The sequence below is a fragment of the Maritimimonas rapanae genome (assembly GCF_057837205.1).
On record NZ_JBYQFI010000001.1, the window covers coordinates 854,545 to 875,442 of the forward strand.

At 27.9% G+C, this 20,898-nt stretch carries 18 protein-coding genes; all 18 read left to right on the forward strand.

The annotated features are described in order from the left end of the window. Positions 1–111 precede the first annotated feature (111 nt). Genes AC3IF2_RS04070 through AC3IF2_RS04155 form a run of 18 tightly spaced genes read left to right on the forward strand, consistent with a single transcriptional unit; the run spans position 112 to position 20,896 of the window. Positions 112–531, forward strand: a complete 420-nt coding sequence (locus AC3IF2_RS04070) for an acyltransferase (protein WP_489165764.1) — start codon at positions 112–114, stop codon at positions 529–531. Further along, positions 515–1,642 carry a dTDP-4-amino-4,6-dideoxygalactose transaminase gene (gene rffA / locus AC3IF2_RS04075; protein ID WP_489165765.1) on the forward strand — a complete coding sequence of 376 codons (1,128 nt, stop codon included), beginning with the start codon at positions 515–517 and terminating at the stop codon, positions 1,640–1,642. Before AC3IF2_RS04070 ends, rffA begins: the two co-directional genes overlap by 17 nt. A 3-nt stretch (positions 1,643–1,645) precedes the next feature. Beyond that, positions 1,646–3,358, forward strand: a complete 1,713-nt coding sequence (locus AC3IF2_RS04080) for a DUF6044 family protein (protein ID WP_489165766.1) — start codon at positions 1,646–1,648, stop codon at positions 3,356–3,358. A gap of 28 nt (positions 3,359–3,386) precedes the next feature. Beyond that, positions 3,387–4,403, forward strand: coding sequence for a UDP-N-acetylglucosamine 4,6-dehydratase (inverting) (pseB, locus tag AC3IF2_RS04085; RefSeq protein ID WP_489165767.1), 1,017 nt, complete (start codon positions 3,387–3,389; stop codon positions 4,401–4,403). Continuing rightward, positions 4,400–5,551, forward strand: coding sequence for a UDP-4-amino-4,6-dideoxy-N-acetyl-beta-L-altrosamine transaminase (pseC, locus tag AC3IF2_RS04090; RefSeq protein WP_489165769.1), 1,152 nt, complete (start codon positions 4,400–4,402; stop codon positions 5,549–5,551). The genes pseB and pseC overlap by 4 nt, the downstream gene beginning before the upstream one ends. Positions 5,552–5,561: 10 nt before the next feature. Next, the gene (locus AC3IF2_RS04095; RefSeq protein ID WP_489165770.1) at positions 5,562–6,437 is read left to right on the forward strand and encodes an aldo/keto reductase; all 876 of its coding nucleotides are present in this window, start codon (positions 5,562–5,564) and stop codon (positions 6,435–6,437) included. Continuing rightward, a complete protein-coding gene (locus AC3IF2_RS04100; RefSeq protein ID WP_489165771.1) occupies positions 6,438–7,193 on the forward strand; it encodes a cytidylyltransferase domain-containing protein in 756 nt (251 codons plus the stop codon). It begins immediately after the preceding gene. Between the two features lie 10 nt (positions 7,194–7,203). Then, a complete protein-coding gene (locus tag AC3IF2_RS04105; protein ID WP_489165772.1) occupies positions 7,204–8,517 on the forward strand; it encodes an aminotransferase class III-fold pyridoxal phosphate-dependent enzyme in 1,314 nt (437 codons plus the stop codon). Next, positions 8,517–9,974: a UDP-2,4-diacetamido-2,4,6-trideoxy-beta-L-altropyranose hydrolase gene (gene pseG, locus AC3IF2_RS04110; RefSeq protein ID WP_489165773.1), complete on the forward strand. Its 1,458-nt coding sequence runs from the start codon at positions 8,517–8,519 to the stop codon at positions 9,972–9,974. Before AC3IF2_RS04105 ends, pseG begins: the two co-directional genes overlap by 1 nt. After that, complete coding sequence (gene pseI / locus AC3IF2_RS04115; RefSeq protein WP_489165774.1) at positions 9,971–11,005, forward strand: pseudaminic acid synthase; 1,035 nt, start codon at positions 9,971–9,973, stop codon at positions 11,003–11,005. Before pseG ends, pseI begins: the two co-directional genes overlap by 4 nt. Then, the gene (locus AC3IF2_RS04120) at positions 11,005–12,288 is read left to right on the forward strand and encodes a lipopolysaccharide biosynthesis protein (RefSeq protein WP_489165775.1); all 1,284 of its coding nucleotides are present in this window, start codon (positions 11,005–11,007) and stop codon (positions 12,286–12,288) included. The genes pseI and AC3IF2_RS04120 overlap by 1 nt, the downstream gene beginning before the upstream one ends. Then, positions 12,285–13,496: a hypothetical protein gene (locus tag AC3IF2_RS04125; protein ID WP_489165776.1), complete on the forward strand. Its 1,212-nt coding sequence runs from the start codon at positions 12,285–12,287 to the stop codon at positions 13,494–13,496. The genes AC3IF2_RS04120 and AC3IF2_RS04125 overlap by 4 nt, the downstream gene beginning before the upstream one ends. A gap of 7 nt (positions 13,497–13,503) precedes the next feature. After that, positions 13,504–14,592, forward strand: a complete 1,089-nt coding sequence (locus AC3IF2_RS04130; RefSeq protein WP_489165777.1) for a glycosyltransferase family protein — start codon at positions 13,504–13,506, stop codon at positions 14,590–14,592. A 2-nt stretch (positions 14,593–14,594) separates the two neighbouring features. Beyond that, positions 14,595–15,827: a hypothetical protein gene (locus tag AC3IF2_RS04135; protein ID WP_489165778.1), complete on the forward strand. Its 1,233-nt coding sequence runs from the start codon at positions 14,595–14,597 to the stop codon at positions 15,825–15,827. Positions 15,828–15,864: 37 nt separating this feature from the next. Next, complete coding sequence (gene asnB, locus AC3IF2_RS04140; RefSeq protein WP_489165779.1) at positions 15,865–17,751, forward strand: asparagine synthase (glutamine-hydrolyzing); 1,887 nt, start codon at positions 15,865–15,867, stop codon at positions 17,749–17,751. A 12-nt stretch (positions 17,752–17,763) separates the two neighbouring features. Continuing rightward, entirely contained in the window at positions 17,764–18,903 is a 1,140-nt protein-coding gene (locus AC3IF2_RS04145; RefSeq protein ID WP_489165780.1) for a polysaccharide (de)acetylase, read from the forward strand. A gap of 21 nt (positions 18,904–18,924) precedes the next feature. Next, positions 18,925–19,827: an SP_1767 family glycosyltransferase gene (locus AC3IF2_RS04150; RefSeq protein WP_489165781.1), complete on the forward strand. Its 903-nt coding sequence runs from the start codon at positions 18,925–18,927 to the stop codon at positions 19,825–19,827. Further along, a complete protein-coding gene (locus AC3IF2_RS04155; RefSeq protein ID WP_489165782.1) occupies positions 19,820–20,896 on the forward strand; it encodes a glycosyltransferase in 1,077 nt (358 codons plus the stop codon). Before AC3IF2_RS04150 ends, AC3IF2_RS04155 begins: the two co-directional genes overlap by 8 nt. The last annotated feature ends 2 nt before the right edge of the window (positions 20,897–20,898 follow it).

The following is a 20,898-nucleotide window of genomic DNA, read 5'->3' on the forward strand; positions in this document are numbered from 1 at the left end:
TTGAGAGTTTTATTTTCTCATTATTCATATCTTTTAAACTTATCTCTAAAAGTACTTGACTTTATGCCCCCCGTGATAAGAGATTTAATTTTTAAGATTTTATTTAAAAAAATGGGAAGTAAAGTTTTTATTGATTATGGTGTATATTTTAGATTTCCAAGTAAAATTGCATTTGGTAACGAAATAACTGTTGGAAAAGGAACAAATTTTTTTCCATCTTTTCATAATAAAGAATCAAGAATTGTGATTGGAGATAATGTTAGAATTGGACCAGAAGTTTTTTTCCTAGGGGCAGGTCATGATTATAGTTTTATAAATTTGCCTGACATTGGTGGGACGATTGAAGTTAAAGAGAATGTTTGGATAGGGGCAAGATCTACTATAGTTCATGGTGTAACGATTGGCAAAGGAGCTGTTATTGCTGCTGGAAGTATTGTTACAAAAAATGTTGAGGAATTTCAGATAGTTGGTGGAGTACCAGCTAAATTAATTAGAATGAGAAAAATTAAGAATAGTGATAACATTCAATAAGCCTTATTTAACTGGTAATGAGACTAAATATATTGAGAAAGCTGTTTTTAATGGCAAAATCTCTGGTAATGGTATATATACAAAAAAATGCCAAGTGTTTTTTGAAAAGAAGTATGGGTTTAGAAAAACCTTACTTACTACTTCTTGTACAGATGCTTTAGAAATGGCTGCTATTTTAATAGATATTAAACCAGGCGATGAGATAATTATGCCATCATTTACATTTGTCTCTACCGCCAATGCATTTATTTTAAGAGGTGCCAAAATAATATTTGCAGATAGTAGAGATGATCACCCCAATATCGATGAAAATAAAATTGAAAGCTTAATAACACAGAAAACAAAAGCTATAGTAGTAGTACATTATGCAGGTCACGCATGTGAAATGGATGCCATAATGAATTTAGCTAAAAAGTATAATATTTATGTTATAGAGGATGCAGCGCAAGCAATTGACGGTTATTATAAAGGCAAACCACTTGGTAGTATTGGTCATCTTGCAGCATTTTCATTTCATGAAACAAAAAATATTATATCAGGTGAGGGCGGGCTTTTAGCTGTTAATGATGATACATTTAAAGAAAGAGCTGAAATTATTTGGGAAAAAGGTACAAATAGATCAGCTTTTTTTAGAGGAGAGGTAAATAAATATGGGTGGGTAGATATTGGTTCTTCTTTTTTGCCTTCCGATATAACTGCTGCATTTTTATATGCTCAACTTGAAAAAATAGAGAATATTCAACAACAGCGAATAAAAATATGGAATACCTATTATAATGGTCTTTTACCTCTTGAAAAAGAAGAAAAGATAAAATTACCTAAGATACCTAGCTATAGTACAAATAATGCTCATATGTTTTATTTAGTATGTAGAAGTATTGAAGAGAGACAAGAATTGATAAAATATCTCGGTAATAATTCGGTTAAAGCAGTTTTTCATTATTTATCGTTACATAAAAGTGATTTTTTTGCCAATAAACATGATGGTCGTGAGTTAATTAATTCAGATAAATTTACTAATACTTTAGTAAGGTTACCTTTTTATTATGAATTAAAAAACACACAACAAAAAGAAATTATTAATTTAATAAGAACATTTTTTTTTGGATAAATAATGGTATTATTCTCAAATAATTTAAACGTTTCTAGTCTTTTCAAAGACTCAAATAAAAGATTGGTAACTATTTTAACCTCAATACTGTTTTTAGCATATTTTTCACCATACATACTTAAAGGAAAGGACACTTATATATTAATACATGACAATTTAGACCAAATAAACACTAGAAATATTTTTAATAAAAAATTTGAAGGTACAATCTTGCCTGGTGATGTCATAGAAAATTTTGACATGCCTGGTGTAAAAGACGCTTTTAGAGATTTGAATACTTCTATAGCATCTTTATTTTATAAGTATTTAGGTTATTTCTGGGGATTTGTAGTTATAGAGTTTTTATACAGATTATTGGCTTTTATTGGTTTCTACTTTTTGATTAGAAGAATAACTGTAAATATTGATTTTCCAGATTTATTAAGGGGATTAATTGCATTTTCTTTTGTTTCTTTACCGTTTTGGCCTCAAGGATATTTGTCGGTAGCAGGAGTACCTATTTTAATACTAATGCTTCATAATTTGTATAAGAGAGAATATATAGGTTTTTCTTTCTTGGTTTTAGTTTTATTTCCCTTATTCTCCTCTTTTTCCTTATCCGGAATTTTCATACTTATGTTAGCAGGTCTATCCTTTTTGTATTTCTTAATAGTAAAGAGAGAATTCAATTTTTTCTATTTAATTGGGTTATCATTGTTAACTATTGGTTATATAGTTACTAATTATAACCTTTTTTTAATTCAGTTTCTTTATAAAATACCTACAAATAGATTAGAAACTCATTTTCCAACCTTAAATATTGTACAGTCTATACAGCGAATGAAAGATGTTTTTTTAAACTCACAATATCACGCACCGACTCTTCATTCTAAAATTATTTTACCTAGTTTATTAATTTTAATACCATATTTTTTGATTAAGCGCAACTTAATCTTCAAAAAATTAATCTTTGTAATAAGTTCATTTTTAATTTTTACATCTTCTATTTATGGGATATTTTATTATGAAGCCTTTAATAAATGGTATACCAGCTTAAATTTCGGTTTAAACTTATCTAGATTTTATATGATTTCTGTGGCTTTTTGGTATTTGTTATGGGCAATTATACTTATAAATTTTTATAAGAGTATTAAGAAAAAAGCTATAGCATTTATCGCTATTTTTTCTTTGGTTATTTTACAAATAGCTTATAATTCTTATAAATATACTGGGCTAGCCTATACTAATAAGCCAACTTTTAATCAAATTATGTCTGTCGAACAATTTGATGATATAACCGAAAAGTTAGATTTAGATCTTAAGAATGCTCGAATTGGTTGTATTGGTTTTTTCCCAAGTATTGCAAATTATAATGGGTTTAAAACAATTGGTGGATATCGTGCTTTTTATAATTTGAGCTTTAAGAATGATTTTCATAAAATTATTAAAGGTGAAATAGTGTTAAGTAAAGAGGCTAGTGACTATTTTTTGAATTGGGGAAATAGGGCTTACCTATTTGATGATGAATTACCTTTAAAAATGTCTTTTATTAATGGTAAATTTGTAGATAAAAAAAATGGTATTACTTCTAAACTAAACATTGATGAGCTAAAAAAAAGTAATGTAAATTACCTTTTTTCGACTTCTCCAATTATTAATACTGACGAATTAAAAATAGAAGAAATTTATAGAAGTAAGAAAAAATATTCTTACAATTTAATAGTTTACAAGATATGAATATTAGAAATAAATCAATTATTAAAATATGTTAGACTTAAATGGAAAGTCAATTCTTATTACTGGAGGAACTGGGTCTTTTGGTAAAACCTTTACTAAACTCATATTAAATAGGTTTCCAAACGTTAAGAGGCTAGTTATCTTCTCAAGAGATGAACAAAAACATTTTCAGATGGCTATGGACTATCCAGAAGAAAAATATAGCGCTTTGAGATATTTTGTTGGAGATGTTAGAGATGAAAAACGTTTAGTTAATGCCTTTGAATCAATTGATATAGTTATTCATGCTGCTGCAATGAAACATGTACATATTGCGGAATATAACCCGATGGAATGTGTAAAAACTAATGTCTTAGGAGCTGAAAATGTTATCAATGCTGCATTGCAAACTGATGTGAAGTCTGTAGTTGCGCTGTCTACTGATAAAGCAGCAGCACCAATTAATTTGTATGGAGCTACAAAACTTGCTTCTGATAAACTATTTGTAGCAGCAAATAATATTAGAGGTAAGAGGGATATTAAATTTTCTGTGGTGAGATATGGCAATGTAATGGGGTCTAATGGTTCTGTGATGCCATTTTTTTTAAAAAGACGAAAAGAAGGTATATTACCAATCACTGATTCTAGAATGACTCGTTTCAACATTAGCTTAGAGGATGGCTGTGAAATGGTCTTTAATGCAATTGAAAATGCTTGGGGAGGTGAAATTTTTATCCCTAAGATTCCATCTTATAAGGTCACCGACGTTGCAACTGCAATTGCTCCAGAATGTGAACAAAAAGTAGTTGGTATAAGGCCTGGAGAAAAATTACATGAAGAAATGATAACAGCTTCTGATTCTTTTAATACATGGGATCTTGGTAAATATTATACGATCTTACCCCAGAAAACAGTGTTTGATCTGAAAGACTATATAGCTTATTTTAAAGCTGTTAAAGTTAAAGAAGGATTTAACTATAACTCTGGGAAGAATAGCGAATGGGAAACCGTTGAAAGCCTTAGAACATTAATAAGACAACATGTAGATCCTAATTTCAAAGTATGATGAAACCTATACCATATGGTAGGCAGTTTATTGACCATGATGATATAAATGCTGTTATAGAAACATTGACTAGTGATTTCTTAACTCAAGGTCCGAAAGTAAAGGAGTTTGAAAGTGATTTTGCAAAGTACATTGGAGTAAAATATGCTGTGGCTGTTAACAATGCAACAGCAGGATTACATTTGTCAGTTTTAGCTTTAGGTTTAAAACCAGGAGAACGAGTTATTACAACCCCAATTACATTTGCAGCTTCTGCCAATTGTATACGATACGTAGATGGAGAGGTTTGGTTTGCTGATATAGATCCTAATTCTTATACGTTATCACTTAATAAAACAAGAGAGCTTATTGAAAGTAAACCGAAAGGCTTTTTCAAAGGTATTATACCTGTTGATTTTGGAGGTTTACCTGTTAATTTAGAACAATTTCGAAGCTTAGCAGATGAACATAATTTATGGATTATTGAAGACGCCTGTCACGCTCCTGGAGGGTATTTTATTGATAGTAAAGATAAAAAGCAAATGTGTGGTAATGGTATATATGCTGATATTGGAGTTTTCTCTTTTCACCCAGTGAAGCATATTGCTTGTGGTGAAGGAGGAATGATAACAACTAATTCAGAAGCGACTTATCAAAAACTTTTATCATTAAGAACACATGGTATTACAAAAAATAATATGTCTGAGAATCACGGCGGCTGGTATTATGAAATGCAAGAGCTAGGATTTAATTACCGATTAACTGACATTCAAAGTTCTCTTGGGATAATTCAACTTAGAAAAAATGAGATAGGGGTAGAGCGTAGGAATGAAATTGCTAATAGGTATAAAAAAGCATTTGAAGGGAAAATTAAACATCAATTACTGCCAGAAAATATGTATAATGCTCACCATCTATTTGTTATAGAGATTGATAAAAGAAAGGAGCTTTATAATTATTTAAGAATACATAATATCTATGCACAAATTCACTACATCCCCGTACATATATTGCCCTATTATAAAAACATAGGTTATGGAGATGCTGACTTAAGTAATTCTGAAAAGTACTATAATCATTGTATTAGCTTACCCATGTATCCTACTTTGAATGATGAAGAGCAGAACTATGTAATAGAAAAAGTTCTTTCTTTTACTAATGATACTTGATTAATTAATAATGGCTAATAAATTTATTTTAGGTACAGTACAGTTGGGGTTAGATTATGGAGTTAATAATAAAATTGGCAAACCATCATTAGACTCTTCTTTTGAAATACTAAATCATGCTTTTGATAGCGGAATTAAAATTCTAGACACTGCTGAAGCTTATGGAGAATCTCAGGATGTTATTGGTGCTTTTCATAAGAAGTATCCTGAAAAAAGATTTGATATTATTACAAAATTGTCTTCATATAAACCTATTGAGAAACAAAAAATAAAAAAAAGTATTATTGAAAATATTAAAAGGCTTAAAGTAGAAAAATTAAAAGGCTACATGTTTCATAATTTTAACAGTTTTATAGAAAATAATTATTGTTATGATGAAATGCTTATAGCAAAGCAAGACGGGTTAATAAATGAAGTTGGGATTTCTTTATATGAAAATGATGAAATAAAAATTATAGCAAAAGATTACAATCAATTTGATTTTATTCAAATACCTTTTAATTTATTTGATAACGAATCACAAAGGAAAGATGTAATTCTTTTTGCAAAATCAAAAGGGATTAAAGTTCATGTACGATCTTTATTTTTACAAGGCCTTTTTTTTAAGCCTGTTAATACAATAAGTAAAAAATTTCCTCCTTTAGCTGATCATATAAAATCAATAATAGAAATATCTAAGCTTTATAAAGTAGATATTGCAACTTTGGCAATTCAATATGTAAAACAAAAACAATATATTGATAAAATATTAATTGGAGTTGATAGTGTTAACCAGTTAGATAGTAATATTTTAGCAATTACTAAAAAAGTGAAAATACCTCACAAGGTTATAGATGAAATTAATGTTGAAAGAACAGATTTATTGAATCCATCTAATTGGAATTAAATGAAAGTTTTAGTTATTACACAAGCAAGATCTGGTTCTACTAGATTACCAAGTAAAGTACTTAAAAAGATATGTGATAAAACACTATTAGAAATTCACATTGAAAGAATAAAATCTTCAAAAAATATTGATGAGATATGTATAGCAACTACAATTAATAAGGATGATGATGTTATAGAGAATTTAGCTAACGAATTGGATGTTAATTTTTTTCGAGGTAGTGAGAATGATGTGTTAGATAGATTTTATAAAACTGCCATAAAATTTAGACCTGATTACATAATAAGGTTAACCTCAGATTGTCCATTAATTGATCCCTCTTTAATAGATGAAATAACTTTAGAAGCAAAACGTAGAAAACTAGATTATTATGCTAATGTATTTGAGGAAAAATACCCAGATGGACAAGATATTGAAATTTTCACATTCAATACTTTAGAGATAGCATGGAAAAGAGCTAAACTGAATTCAGATAGAGAGCATGTAACTACGTTTATAAGAAAAAATTCAAGTTTTTTGAAAGGCGATTTATTCATTTCTGATAATCATTATTTACAATCTAATTACAGTAATGTTAGACTAACTGTAGATGAACATAATGATTTTGAAGTTATAAGTATATTAATAAAAGATCTAGGTTTAAAAGAAGACTGGAAAACTTATGCCGATTATTATTTGGCAAATGATAAGATTAAGTCTTTAAATGAAAATATCAAGAGAAACGAAGGATATAAAAAGTCTTTACTTAAAGATTAAATGAATAATTATGAACAAAAGAACTGGGCAAAAATTATATAAAAAAGCAAAAACAATAATCCCAGGAGGTACTATGTTACTTTCTAAGAGACCAGAAATGTTTTTGCCTGAAAATTGGCCATCTTATTTTTCAAAAGCTAAAGGATGTAAAGTATGGGATTTAGACGGTAATAAATATATTGATATGTCTATTATGGGAATTGGTACTAATACACTTGGTTATGGTAATGATAAAGTAGACAAAGCAGTATCAGATGTTATAATAAAGGGCAACATGAGTACATTAAATTGCCCAGAAGAAGTGTATTTAGCTGAGAAGTTAATAGAATTAAATCCCTGGGCTCATATGGTAAGATTTGCTCGTAGTGGAGGAGAAGCAAATTCTATTGCAATTCGAATTGCAAGGGCCGCTTCAGGTAGAGATAAAGTTGCCATATGTGGTTACCATGGGTGGCATGATTGGTATTTATCTGCAAACCATAATCAAGGAGATAATTTATCAAATCATTTATTATCTGGTTTAAATCCAAATGGTGTTCCAAAGAATTTAAAAAATACTGTTTACCCATTTCATTATAATAATTTTGAAGAGCTTCAAAGTATTGTTGATAATAATGACATAGGAGTAATTAAAATGGAGGTAGAAAGAAACTTTGGTCCCAAAGATGATTTCTTGATAAAGGTAAGAGAATTGGCAACTAAGAATAATATCGTTTTAATTTTTGATGAATGTACTTCAGGTTTTAGAGAAACATTTGGAGGTATCTATAAAAAATATGGAGTTGAACCAGACATGGCTATGTATGGCAAGACATTAGCTAATGGATATGCTTTGACCGCTGTAGTAGGAAAAGAATCTGTTATGGAAGCAGCACAAAACTCTTTTATTAGTAGTACTTTTTGGACTGAAAGAATAGGGCCTACAGCTGCTTTAAAGACTTTAGAAGTTATGGAAAAACTAAAGTCTTGGGAATTAATTACTACTATAGGAGAGAAAGTAAGACAAGGGTGGTTATCCGTTGCAAATAGTAATGACATTTCAATTAACATATCAGGAATACCATCTTTAAGCACTTATTCTTTTAATTCTACATTTAGTTTAGAATACAAAACTTTCATAACGCAAGAAATGCTAAAAAAAGGGTTTTTAGCTAGCACAAATTTTTACGCCTGTATAGAGCATAAAGATGAATTTATAGATAATTATTTATTAGAGCTGAATTCTATTTTTAAAATTATTTCAAAATGTGAAAATGGAGAAAAGAATATCTATGAGTTATTAGAAGGTCCAGTATGTCATTCAGGGTTTAAAAGATTAAATTAATGATAACAAACCCAATTATTTTAAGGGTAGATGGAAACTCTAAAGTAGGTTTAGGTCATATTTATAGGTGTATTGCATTAGCTTTAATTTTAAAGGAGAAGTTTGAAATTATTTTTTTAACAAGTAATTCTACCTTAGTTGAACCAATAATTAAATCTAAATGTAGTTTTAAGTTAATTCCTGAAGAAATAAATATAGAAGATGAGCCTAAGTGGCTTTATAACAAATATAATGACCATTTAATCGTATTAGACGGTTACCAATTTGATAAACAATATCAATCAAAACTCAAAGAACATAATTTTACTTTTGTTTATATAGATGACTTAAATCAAGGCAATCAAATAGCAGACTTAATTATAAATCATACTCCAGGTTTAATAGCTGAAGATTATAAAATATCTAAGAATACTAAACTAGCGTTAGGTTTGAAATATGCTTTACTGAGACCCTCTTTTTTAAACTTTAATAGAGAAAAGCTACCAGAAATTAAAGAAATAAAAAAACTTTTTATTTTGTTTGGGGGGGCAGACCCTTATGATTTCACTTTTAAAGCTGCCAATAATTTAATACAGTTAAAATCTATAAAAAAGATAAATATTGTTCTAGGTGCTGCATATCAACATCAGGAAATTTACAAGCTAAAAAATAATAAGATTGCTATTTATGAAAATCTTTCTGAAAAAGAAATGATAATTTTAATGAAGAACTCAGATTTGGCCATAACACCTGCAAGTACTACCAGTTTAGAGTTAGCTTCACTAGGAATTCCGATGTTATTGGGTTATTTCGAAGAAAATCAAAAAAACATTTATAATGGATTATTATTAAAAGAATGCGTTTATGGTTTAGGGAATTTTAAAAAATTTAATTTTACAGACTTAACAGATAAAATATTTCCATTTATTACATTAGAAGATATTAACTCTAAAAGAAAAAAGATAGTTAAACTTTTTGCATCAAATACTAAAAGTAATATTCTTAAATTATTTGATCAGTATGAACTTTTAAGCTTAAGAAAAGTAAGGGGATCTGATGCAGAATTTGTTTTTAAGCTTTCTAATGAAACATTGGTAAGACAAAATTCGTTTAGTACTGAAGCAATAAAGTTTAGTGATCATAAAAAATGGTTTGTCAAAGAGATTAACAGTAAAAACCTTTTTTATATTATTGAATATAAAAAGACGCCTATTGGTCAAGTCAGATTTAAAATATTAGAAGACAATTCAATTATAGGAATATCAATTTCAAATAAATATAGAGGAAAAGGTTATGCATTTAAATCTTTAAAATTAGCCATTAATGAATATTTTAAGCAAAATAATTTACCCATTTTTGCCTACATAAAAAAAACAAATAAGCCATCGTTAAAGTCATTTGAAAAATCTGGGTTTTTACTTCATGAAGAAAGGCTAATTCATAATAATGAAAGTTTTATATACGTGTTTAAAAAATGAGAATAGGGAATTTTAAAATAGGAATAGGTAGTACTTTTATTATTGCAGAACTTTCAGCTAATCATGGGAATAGTATCAATATTGCTATTGATACTATAAAAGCTGCAAAAAGGGCTGGCGCAAATGCAATTAAATTACAAACCTATACTGCTGATACTATAACTATAGATAGCGACAATGAAGATTTTGTAATTTATGGAACTATTTGGAATGGGAAAACTTTGTATGAATTATATGAAGAAGCACACCTTCCATGGGAGTGGCATGAAGAATTATTTAAAGTAGCCAAAGAAGAGGGATTAATTTGTTTTTCATCACCTTTTGATATTTCAGCCGTTGACTTTTTAGAAAATTTGAAAGCACCTGCTTATAAAATTGCTTCTTTTGAAATTACAGATATACCGTTAATTGAATATGCAGCTAGTAAAGGAAAACCGATGATTATATCTACAGGTATAGCAACTCACGAAGATATTAAGTTGGCAGTTGATACCTGTAGAAATGTAGGTAATAATGATATTGTTTTATTAAAAACTTCATCACAATATCCAGCTAAAATAGAAGATGCCAATTTAAAAATGATACCAGATATGGCTAAAAATTATAATGTTTTAACTGGTTTATCTGATCATACTAAAGGAGAGCTTATTCCTACGGTAGCTACAGCTTTAGGAGCAACAGTAATTGAAAAACATTTTATTTTGGATAAATCTATTGGTGGGCCTGATGCATCTTTTTCATTAGACGAAAAAGAGTTTAAAGAGATGGTAAACAGCGTGAGAAATGTCGAAAAATCTCTTGGCATTATTGATTATTCATTATCAGAAAAAGCATCTAATAGCAGAGTGTTTTCTAGATCTTTATACATAACAAAAGATGTAAAATCTGGAGATTTAGTTAGTAAACTAAATGTTAAATCTGTTAGACCTGGATTTGGTTTGCATCCTAAATATTTTAATGATATTCTTGGTAAATGCTTTGTTACAGATATAAAAAAGGGTTCACGATTGAAGAAAAGTCATTTTAAATAATGAAAATAAATTTTAATATTTTCAAATCTAAATTGGCAAAAGACTCAGCTATTTATACATTTTCAGATGTATTAAATATGGCAATACCTTTTCTATTATTGCCGATTCTAGCAAGATATTTAACACCAGAAGATTATGGGGTTTTAACGGTATTTACGTCTATTATTGCTGGAGTATCTATTTTTGTAAGTTTACAAGTAGAATCTGCTGTTAATGTAAATTTTTATAAGCTAGATAAGAAAGAATTATCAATTTATATATTCAATGTTTTTATTATAGCCACAGTGGCTTTTATAGTATTACTTTTATTGAGCGTTTTGTTTAAGAATTATCTTGAAGAAAAATTTACTATCACCTATTCTTGGGTCTTATTGGCTATAATTGTTTCATATACCAATATATTAACTTCAATTAATACGAATCTGTGGATTATGGAAAAAAGACCAATACCATTTGCTACATTTAAAATATTAAATACAATCATAAATTTGGGTTCTTCATTATTATTTGTAGTTGTATTTTTAATGTCTTGGCAGGGTAGAGTGACTGGAATTCTAATAGCTGCGTTTTCTTTTTCGTTGTTTAGCTTAATACTTTTATTAAAAAGAAATTATATAAAGTTTACTTATAGTAAAAAATATATAGCTGATGCTCTAAATTTTGGTATCCCTTTAATTCCATACCAATTAAGTGGATGGATACGAAATGGAGGTATTATTTTTCTATTAATTTTTCTTGTAGGCAAAAATGAAACAGGTTTATATAGTGTCGGAGCTAAGTTTGCTTCTCTTATATATGTTTTGTCAATGGCATTTTCAAAAGCTTGGGCACCTTTTCTCTACGGAGAACTATCAGCAGAAATTGATTTTAATATGAAAAAGAAAATAGTTAAAATTACTTATGCTACTTTCTTTGGATATATGTTGTTAGCTTTATTATTAACAATTAGTGCTCCATATTTAATTAAAATAATATTTCCTAGCTCTTACAATGATTCATATTTGTATGTTGGATATTTGGTTTTTGGGGCTGCTTTTCAGGCTATGTATATTATGATTGTTCAGTATTTATATTTTGAAAAAAAAACAAAATATGTTGCCTACATTACTTTTGCTATTTCTATAATCAATATGGCTTTAGCTTATTTGTTGATTAATATGAATGGATCAATTGGAGCTGCTCAGGCAAATACCATTAGCTTTTTCTTATCGTTTGTAGTAATATGGTATTATAGTAATAAAGTTTATAAAATGCCATGGAATTTATTAAAAAGTAAGGTTTGAAGTTTTATAGCTTTAAATATCTAGATAGATTGATGTTTATTATTGATGTTGGACTAATAAACACATTAAAATCAAACATACCTCAAGAAAAAAAATCTTTAAGGTTAAGGATTTACAATAGGTTTAGATCTGCTTACAAGAAATTTTTATATACCCCAATTTCATTAATTTTTAAAAAAAGAAATGATAGCAAAGTAAAAAATAAAACTTGGCTAATACATGAGTCAATTAATAATTATAGGGCTCTTGAAAATCTCAAAAATAATAATAATGTCTTTGTTAAACCAAATGATAATATTGTTTATCGATTTTTATTCATTTACAAACTACTATATTCTGTACCGTTATTTTTTTGGCTACTCAATAAGAGAAAATTAAAATGGTTTTTTATGTATTATGATGCTCTTGGCTTACTTGAGGAAAGTCATCGTTTAGTAAAAAGATATAAACCAAAAAAAATAATTTTTGCTAACGATATTAATCCCTATCAAGTGGCACTTAAAATTGTGGGGAAGAATCTAAGTATACCAACGTATTATTTTCAACATGCATGTATAACTGAGTTTATGCCTCCTTTAGATTTTGACGTTGCATTTTTAGAGGGGCAAGACTCTTATGATAAATATATTAAAAAAGGCAAAATTGAATCAGAAGTCGAATTGATAGGGATGATTAAGTACCAGGATTCAAAATTTCAAATAAATACTTCAATTGAGGTTAAAAAAATAGGAATTGGTTTAAATACACTAGATTCTGTTGATTATATAAATGAAATTATCGATTTAATAGAATCCAACTTTCCTAATATTGATTTACATGTCAGAAAACATCCTGGTGATGACAGAGAGTTATTTCATAAAAGAGAAAAGTTAATTGTGAGCGATTCTAAAGTTGAAGATGTTTTCACATTTTTAAATAAGATTGATTTATTAATTTCTGGAGACTCTTCAATATTATTAGAAGCCGCTTTATTGAATGTAGTACCAATATATTATAAATTTAATAATGCATCATTATTCGATGTTTATGGTTTCGTGAAAAATGGATTAGCAGAATTTGCTAAGGATGTTGATGAATTGAACAATTTAATAAAAATACAAGTGATTCAAAAGTCTCAAGTTATTGAAAGAACAGGATATTATAATGAGTATATTAAAACAAAAATTGATTATAGGACTAAGCTTAGAAAGTATGATCTTTTAGACTAGTTAAATTATGAAAAAGAAAATTTTAATAGTATCTACTTCTTTTTTTCCTATGAATTCTCCTAGATCTTTTAGAACTACAGAATTGGTAAAAGAATTTTCTAGAATAGGACACGATGTTACAGTTCTTACAACGAAAAGAGGAGCTATACATCAAAATTTTGAAAGTAAATTTAATGTAACTATTCTTGATTTAGGAAAACTAGGTAGTAATTCTAATATAAAACACAGTTTTTTATTTAAAGCCTTTTATAAATTATTGAAGATTCTATTTGAATATCCTGATATAAATATTTTTTTTAAAATTAAAAGAGAATTAAAAATGCTTTCAGGGTTTGACCTACTAATTTCCATTGCATCCCCTCATCCTACTCATTGGGGAGTTGCTAGTGTTTGGAATAAAGAAATTGCTAATTATTGGATTGCTGACTGCGGAGACCCATTTATGGGACCTACACTAGACCGTTTTAAAAAACCTTTTTACTTTAAATACATAGAAAAGTGGTGGTGTAAAAAAGCAGATTTTATAGCCATACCATTTAAGGGTGCTAAAGAAGCATATTATAAAAATTTTCACAATAAAATTAGGATTATCCCTCAAGGGTTCAATTTTGAAGAATCTGGATACAAATCTTTTACTTATAATAGAAATAGGATTATTACTTTTGCATATGCTGGTGGTTTTATACCTGACAACAGGGATCCAAGAGTATTTATAGAATATATATTGTCTACTAAATCTGATTTTAAGTTTTATATTTTTTCTAAAACAAGAGATTTTGTCTTACCACTTATTGATAAAGATGATGATAGAATTGAATTTAAAGATTATTTACCTAGAAAAGAATTACTTAATTTTTTGAGCAAAATGGATTTTCTTTTAAGTATTGATAACAATATAGAGACTCAATTACCTAGTAAATTGATTGATTATGGTTTGACCAAAAGACCTATCTTATCTATAAAATCAAAAGAGTTAAATAAAACTGTTGTTGATGAGTTTTTTGAGTCAGATTTTTCTAATCAATATGTTATAAATGAGTTTGATCAATTTAGAATTGAGAATGTATGTAGTAACTTTCTTAAGTTAGTTAAATAATTATGCAAAGTATTGAACATAAAGATAGAGGTATTTATGCATTAATAATGTTTTTTATTTGGCCATTTTTAAGCGTTTTTTTTGCTTTTAAATCTTATAGAAGACCTTGGGCTAAAAATATAATTTGGCTTTTCATTGCATTTTACGGATATACAATGGTTATTTCTAACAGTGAAATGGATGCTAATAGGTTGTTGATCAATTTTAATTATTATTTAGGTAATGTGAGTAGTTTTGGTGATGTTATTGAAATTATTAAAGCTCAACCAGATATTTTCATGCCTTTTTTTAATTATGTCATGACTCGATTGACAGATAATCCTAGAATTTATTTATTTTCTTTAGCTATTATTTTTGGATTCTTTTACTCTAGAAATTTATGGATATTATTAAAACTTAAAAAAGGGAATTTCAAAAAATTTGGTATTACTTTATTTGTTTTTTTTATTTTTATTGTACCATTTTGGGAAATTAACGGTTTTAGGTTTTGGACATCAACAAATATATTTATATATGGAATTTTTCAATATTTTTTTAGCAATAAAAAATATTTATTAGTATTATCATATCTTACAATCTTCTTACATTTTTCTTTTCTCTTTCCAGTATTAATATTGTCAACTTATTTGCTCTTTGGTAGAAAAATATATTTGTATTACTTTTTATATGTGTTTTCATTTTTCTTTTTACAGATATCTCCAAAAACGGTTAACTCTTCGGTAAATTATTTTTCATTGCCTACTGCAATTGAGAATGAAATATTAGCTTATTCAGATGAAAGATATGTGGAAAAACGACAAAATAGAAAAAAACAAGATTTAAACTGGTATGTTAATTTAGGCCCTATTACTGCTAAATATATGACTTTGATATTAATATCGTTGACAGTATTTAGATTTAGATATCTTTTAAACAAAGAAAAATTAGAATCCATTTTTTCACTTTCATTGCTTTTTTCATCTTTTTCACTTTTAATTTCTTCAGTTCCTTCAGGAGCTAGATTTATTGCAATCTCTTATCTTTTGGTATATTCATGTTTGTTTTTGCTTTTTCAAAACCAGAAAGTTCAAGTTCCAATATTGGTAAAAAATTTCTCATATTTTTCCATTTTTTTTTACGTATTAATTATGATTAGAATTGGTTTTGATACAGTAGGAGTTTCTACAGTTTTCGGTAATCCTATATTAGCCTCAATAATGAATATTGATATTGCTTTAATTGATTTGATTAAATGATTGAGGTCGAAAATTTTAACTAAGTAGAATAATAGATATGTGCGGAATTACAGGTTTTATTGATTTTAATAGGAAATCTAATAATGAAATATTAGGACTTATGACTAAAACTTTACATCATAGAGGACCTGATAATATAGGAATTGATTTTTATAATGAAGATGACTTTCAATTAGGAATGGGGCATGCTCGACTTAGTATTATTGATTTGAGTTCTGCTGGGAATCAACCTATGAATGATCAAGAATTATCTATTATATTAAACGGAGAAATTTATAATTATAATGAAGTTAAAGAGGTTTTAATTGATCTTGGATATAATTTTATCTCAAATTCCGACACGGAAGTAATCTTAAAAGCCTTTACACATTGGGGAACAAAATGTGTAGATAAGTTTATTGGAATGTTTGCTTTTGCTTTATATGATAAAAGTAAAAAAGAAGTTTTCTTATGTAGAGATAGGGCTGGTGTAAAACCCTTATATTTTTATCAGAAGGATGGTTTAATATTGTTTGGCTCTGAGCTAAAATCATTCCATAAACATCCAGATTTTAATAAAGAGATTGATAATTTTTCTCTTTACCAGTATATGCAATTTGGATATATACCCGGCGATTTATCCATATTTAAATATGTGAGTAAGGTACCAGCTGCTCACTGGTTAAAAATAACATTAAAGTCTAACGAAAAAGAATACATTAATTATTGGGATCTTTCCAAATATTTTCAAAAACCTGTTTTAGATTATAATTATTCTGAAGTTAAAAATCAAGTAAAGAAATTATTAATATCATCTTGCAAGTATCGTATGGTTTCTGATGTCCCAGTTGGAATTTTTTTAAGCGGAGGATATGATAGCTCTTTAGTTACAGCAATATTACAAAATGACAGTACTAATAAAATAAAGACCTTTACTATAGGCTTCCCTGATGGAATAGATGAGTCGTCTTATGCTAGTGAGGTGGCAAATAGATTAGGAACAGATCATATAAGTTATAATTGTACACATAAAGAAGCCCGGGATATAATTCCAGAATTACCTTATTATTATGATGAACCTTTTGCTGACATCTCAGCAATCCCTTCAATTTTAGTGAGTAGATTAGCAAAAAAAGATGTAACCGTAGCTTTATCAGCTGACGGAGGAGATGAACTATTTGCAGGATATTCTTGGTATAGTAATTTTTATAAAAGATATTCAGAAATAAACCAAATCCCTAAAATTTTTAATCCAATAGCTTCTTTAGCATTGGGAGCTTTAGGGGAAATGCTACCTAATAACCACACAAAACATAGAATTGAAGGTTTAAAAGAAATTTTAAAAACCGAACCAGAAAGTAGGTTAATAGAGCTTATTTATCAATCTAGAAGATTACCAGATGTTTTTAACAAGAAATTATTTATTAGTGTTCATAAAAGTAAACCAGATATATTTTTAAAGAATTATGAGAAATTAAATGGTGATTTTTCCCCAATGATGTTACTAGATTATACTATGAACCTAAAAGATTGTTTACTAGTGAAAGTAGATAGAGCTACAATGTCTACATCGCTAGAAGGAAGAGAACCGTTGATGGATCATAGATTGGCTGAACTGGCTGCCCAAATACCTATGGAATATAAATACGATGGTAAAACGTTTAAGAAAATTCTTAGAGATATAACCCATGATTATTTGGATCCAAAAATAATGGATAGACCTAAAGTTGGTTTTGATTTGCCTATATCTCGATATTTAAAAAATGAACTTAGTTATTTAATAGATGAATATTTGTCAGATAGTTCAATTCGAAAAACTCAAGCTTTTAATCCAGCTTTTGTATCCGGTTTAGTTACAAAGTTTAAAAATGATAGTTTGTTATATAATCCAGTTATCTGGCGAATACTAATGTACCAGATGTGGTTTTTCAAATGGATGAATTAATAAGATTTTTTAATGTATAGTAAATATTTTAAGACATTTTTAGGAAGAAATTATCACAATTTAAAAGGATGGAAAACTAATAGAAAAATTATTGTATTTGAGTCTGATGATTGGGGTTCAATAAGGATGCCCTCTAAGAAAGTTTACAAGTATTTATTAAATAAAGGAATTGACGTTGATAAAGATCCATTTACTAGATATGATTCTTTAGCAAGTGAAGATGATCTTTCTGCGTTATTTGACATATTAATAGGTTTTAGAGATAAAAATGATAATTATCCTATTATTACTGCAAATGCCATTATGGCAAACCCTGATTTTGATAAGATTAAGAGCAGTGAATATACCGAGTACAGTTATGAAATATTTACTAACACTCTCAGTAGTTATGATAATCATGAAAAATCATTTTCACTTTGGAAAGAAGGTCTTAGTAGTAAAATATTTTACCCACAATTACATGGTAGAGAACATTTAAATGTAAAAAGATGGTTAGAAAATTTAAAGCTTAACGTTAGTGAGGTTAAGACTGCTTTTGATAGTTATATGTTTGGTTTAAGCTCAAAATACTCTAATTTGAAGGGTAAAAGTTATATGGCTGCCTTCGATATAGAAAGTTTAGATGAAGTTTCTTTTATAAGAGAATCATTAAGCGAGGCTGAAAAGTTGTTTATTAAAAAGTTTGGGTATTCTTCCGATACATTCATAGCACCTAATTATACTTGGAGCAGTGAAGTTGAAAACATTCTAAATGAGATTAACATAAAATATATACAATCTTCTAGAAAACAAGTATTACCTACTTATTATAAGGGGAAAGAATTGAAAAATAAGAAACATTTTGTTGGAGAAAAAAATGAACTCAATCAGATTTATCTTGTAAGAAACTGTATTTTTGAGCCGTCATTACCAGAATACAAAAATCCTGTTGAAGAAACTTTGCAACAAATTAAATCCTCATTTTTTTGGAAAAAACCTGCAATAATTTCAACCCATAGATTAAATTACATTGGTTATATAGATGAAAAAAATAGAATTAAAAACCTTAGACTCTTTAAAAAAATGTTAGATCAAATTGTAAATAAATGGCCAGATGTTGAGTTTATGACTTCAAAAAATCTTGGAGATTTAATATCGAGCGGCAATAATTGAATTTAAAAACAAAAAAATAATATGAACTTTAGATATTCTAAAGCGTTTAAAATCCCTAGAAAAATAGCCAAGTACTTTTTTAGTTTTATTAATCCAGTGGTTGTTGAAATCTGGCCATTACCCAAGGTTAAATCAATAGAGGAAACTTTAAATAAATTAACTAATGATAAATGCTCCATTTCAAGATATGGAGATAGCGAATTTTTATATATAATAGATGAACTTAATTTACCATATCAAAAATTTGACAGTTTGCTCAAAAAAAGAATGATAGAAATTTTAAATTCTGAAGATAAAAATATTTTAGTTGGGTTGCCTATAGGTTATCATTCACTAGATAATCTGAAGAAATCTAGTAAGTTGTTATGGAGAAGTCAAATTTCATGGATATACCCGAGACTAAGAAAATATTTAAACCTTTCAAAAGATTATTATAATTCGAGTATCACAAGAGTATATATAGATTATGTGAATAAAAATCACTGTAAAAGATGGTTCGAAAACTTAAAATTATTATGGTATCAAAGAGATATTGTTATTATTGAAGGCGATAAAAGTCGATTAGGTGTTGGTAATGATTTATTCTCAGATGCTAATCAAATAGAAAGAATATTGGGTCCAGCTCACAATGCCTTTTCGTTTTATGATGATATTTTTAATTATGCTAAAAAAATTAGTAAAAAAAAATTGATACTTATTGCGATGGGGCCAACAGCTACTGTATTATCCTATGACTTAGCAAAACTAGGGTATCAAGCTATTGATATAGGCAATATCGATATAGAGTATGAATGGTATTTGAGAAGTGCCCAAGAAAAAATAAAAATTCCAAATAAATATACTAGTGAGGCTAAAGGTGGAAGGATTGTAGATGAAATAAATGACGATCTATACGAATCTCAAATATTGATTAAATTTGAATAAAAGGGAAAAAAAGATTTGTGTAATAGGTCCATCATTAAAAATGGGAGGAATGGAACGAGCTAGTTGTAATATGGCTAATGCATTGCAAAATAGAGATTCTGTTAATGTGACTTATTTAGCAATGTTTAACCAGCAAATTTTTTTTAAATTAAATAAAAGTATAAATTTTATACAACCTCCAAAAAGCATAAATACTAATAGACTTAATCTTTTAAAAACAATTCTTTGGCTTAGAAAAGAAATAAAACATCTTAGGCCAGATGTAATATTAGTATACAATTTTTTTTATTCTGCTATAGCATTAGTAGCTCTTTTTAAATCTGGAAATAAAATCTTTATAAGTAATCGGGCATCACCATTATATAAATGGCCTTTTTTTATTAAGATTTTTAACTATTGTATTTTTAGACTCATTCCTCCAACGGGAGTGATAGCACAAACCAATGTTGCTAAACTATATCAGAAAAAGCTATTTCCAAAAAAAACACCTATAAAAGTCATTCCCAATATATTAAGAACTGTAAATAAATATAATTTTGAAAAAGAAAATCAAATTCTTGCTGTCGGAAGATTAAATGATCATTTAAAAGGATTTGATAGATTAGTTAAAGCATTTGTAAAAGTTGATAATAATTGGAAACTTGTTTTTGCAGGCGGAGATGAAGAAGGTGAAAAACTAAAATCACTATCTAAAAGCTTAAATATTGAGGATAGAATTTTTTTTTTAGGAAAAGTTATAGATATAGATAAAGTATTTTCTAAATCAAAAATATTTGTAATACCGTCTAGAAGTGAAGGATTTCCAAATGCTTTATGTGAAGCAATGGCCAATGGGTTAGCTTGTATTTCTTTTGATTTCATCGCTGGCCCTAGAGATATTATTGAACCTGGAGTCAATGGTTTGATAGTAGAAAATGGAAATACAGAAAAACTTTCCGCAGTTATAAATGAGTTAATAAATGACGAGAAAAAAAGGGTTTACCTGGGTAAGAATGCAGAAAAAATAAAAGAAAAACTTAATGAAAGAGTTATTGTTGAAAAAGTCTTAAATTTTGTTGTTTCAAATTAGAT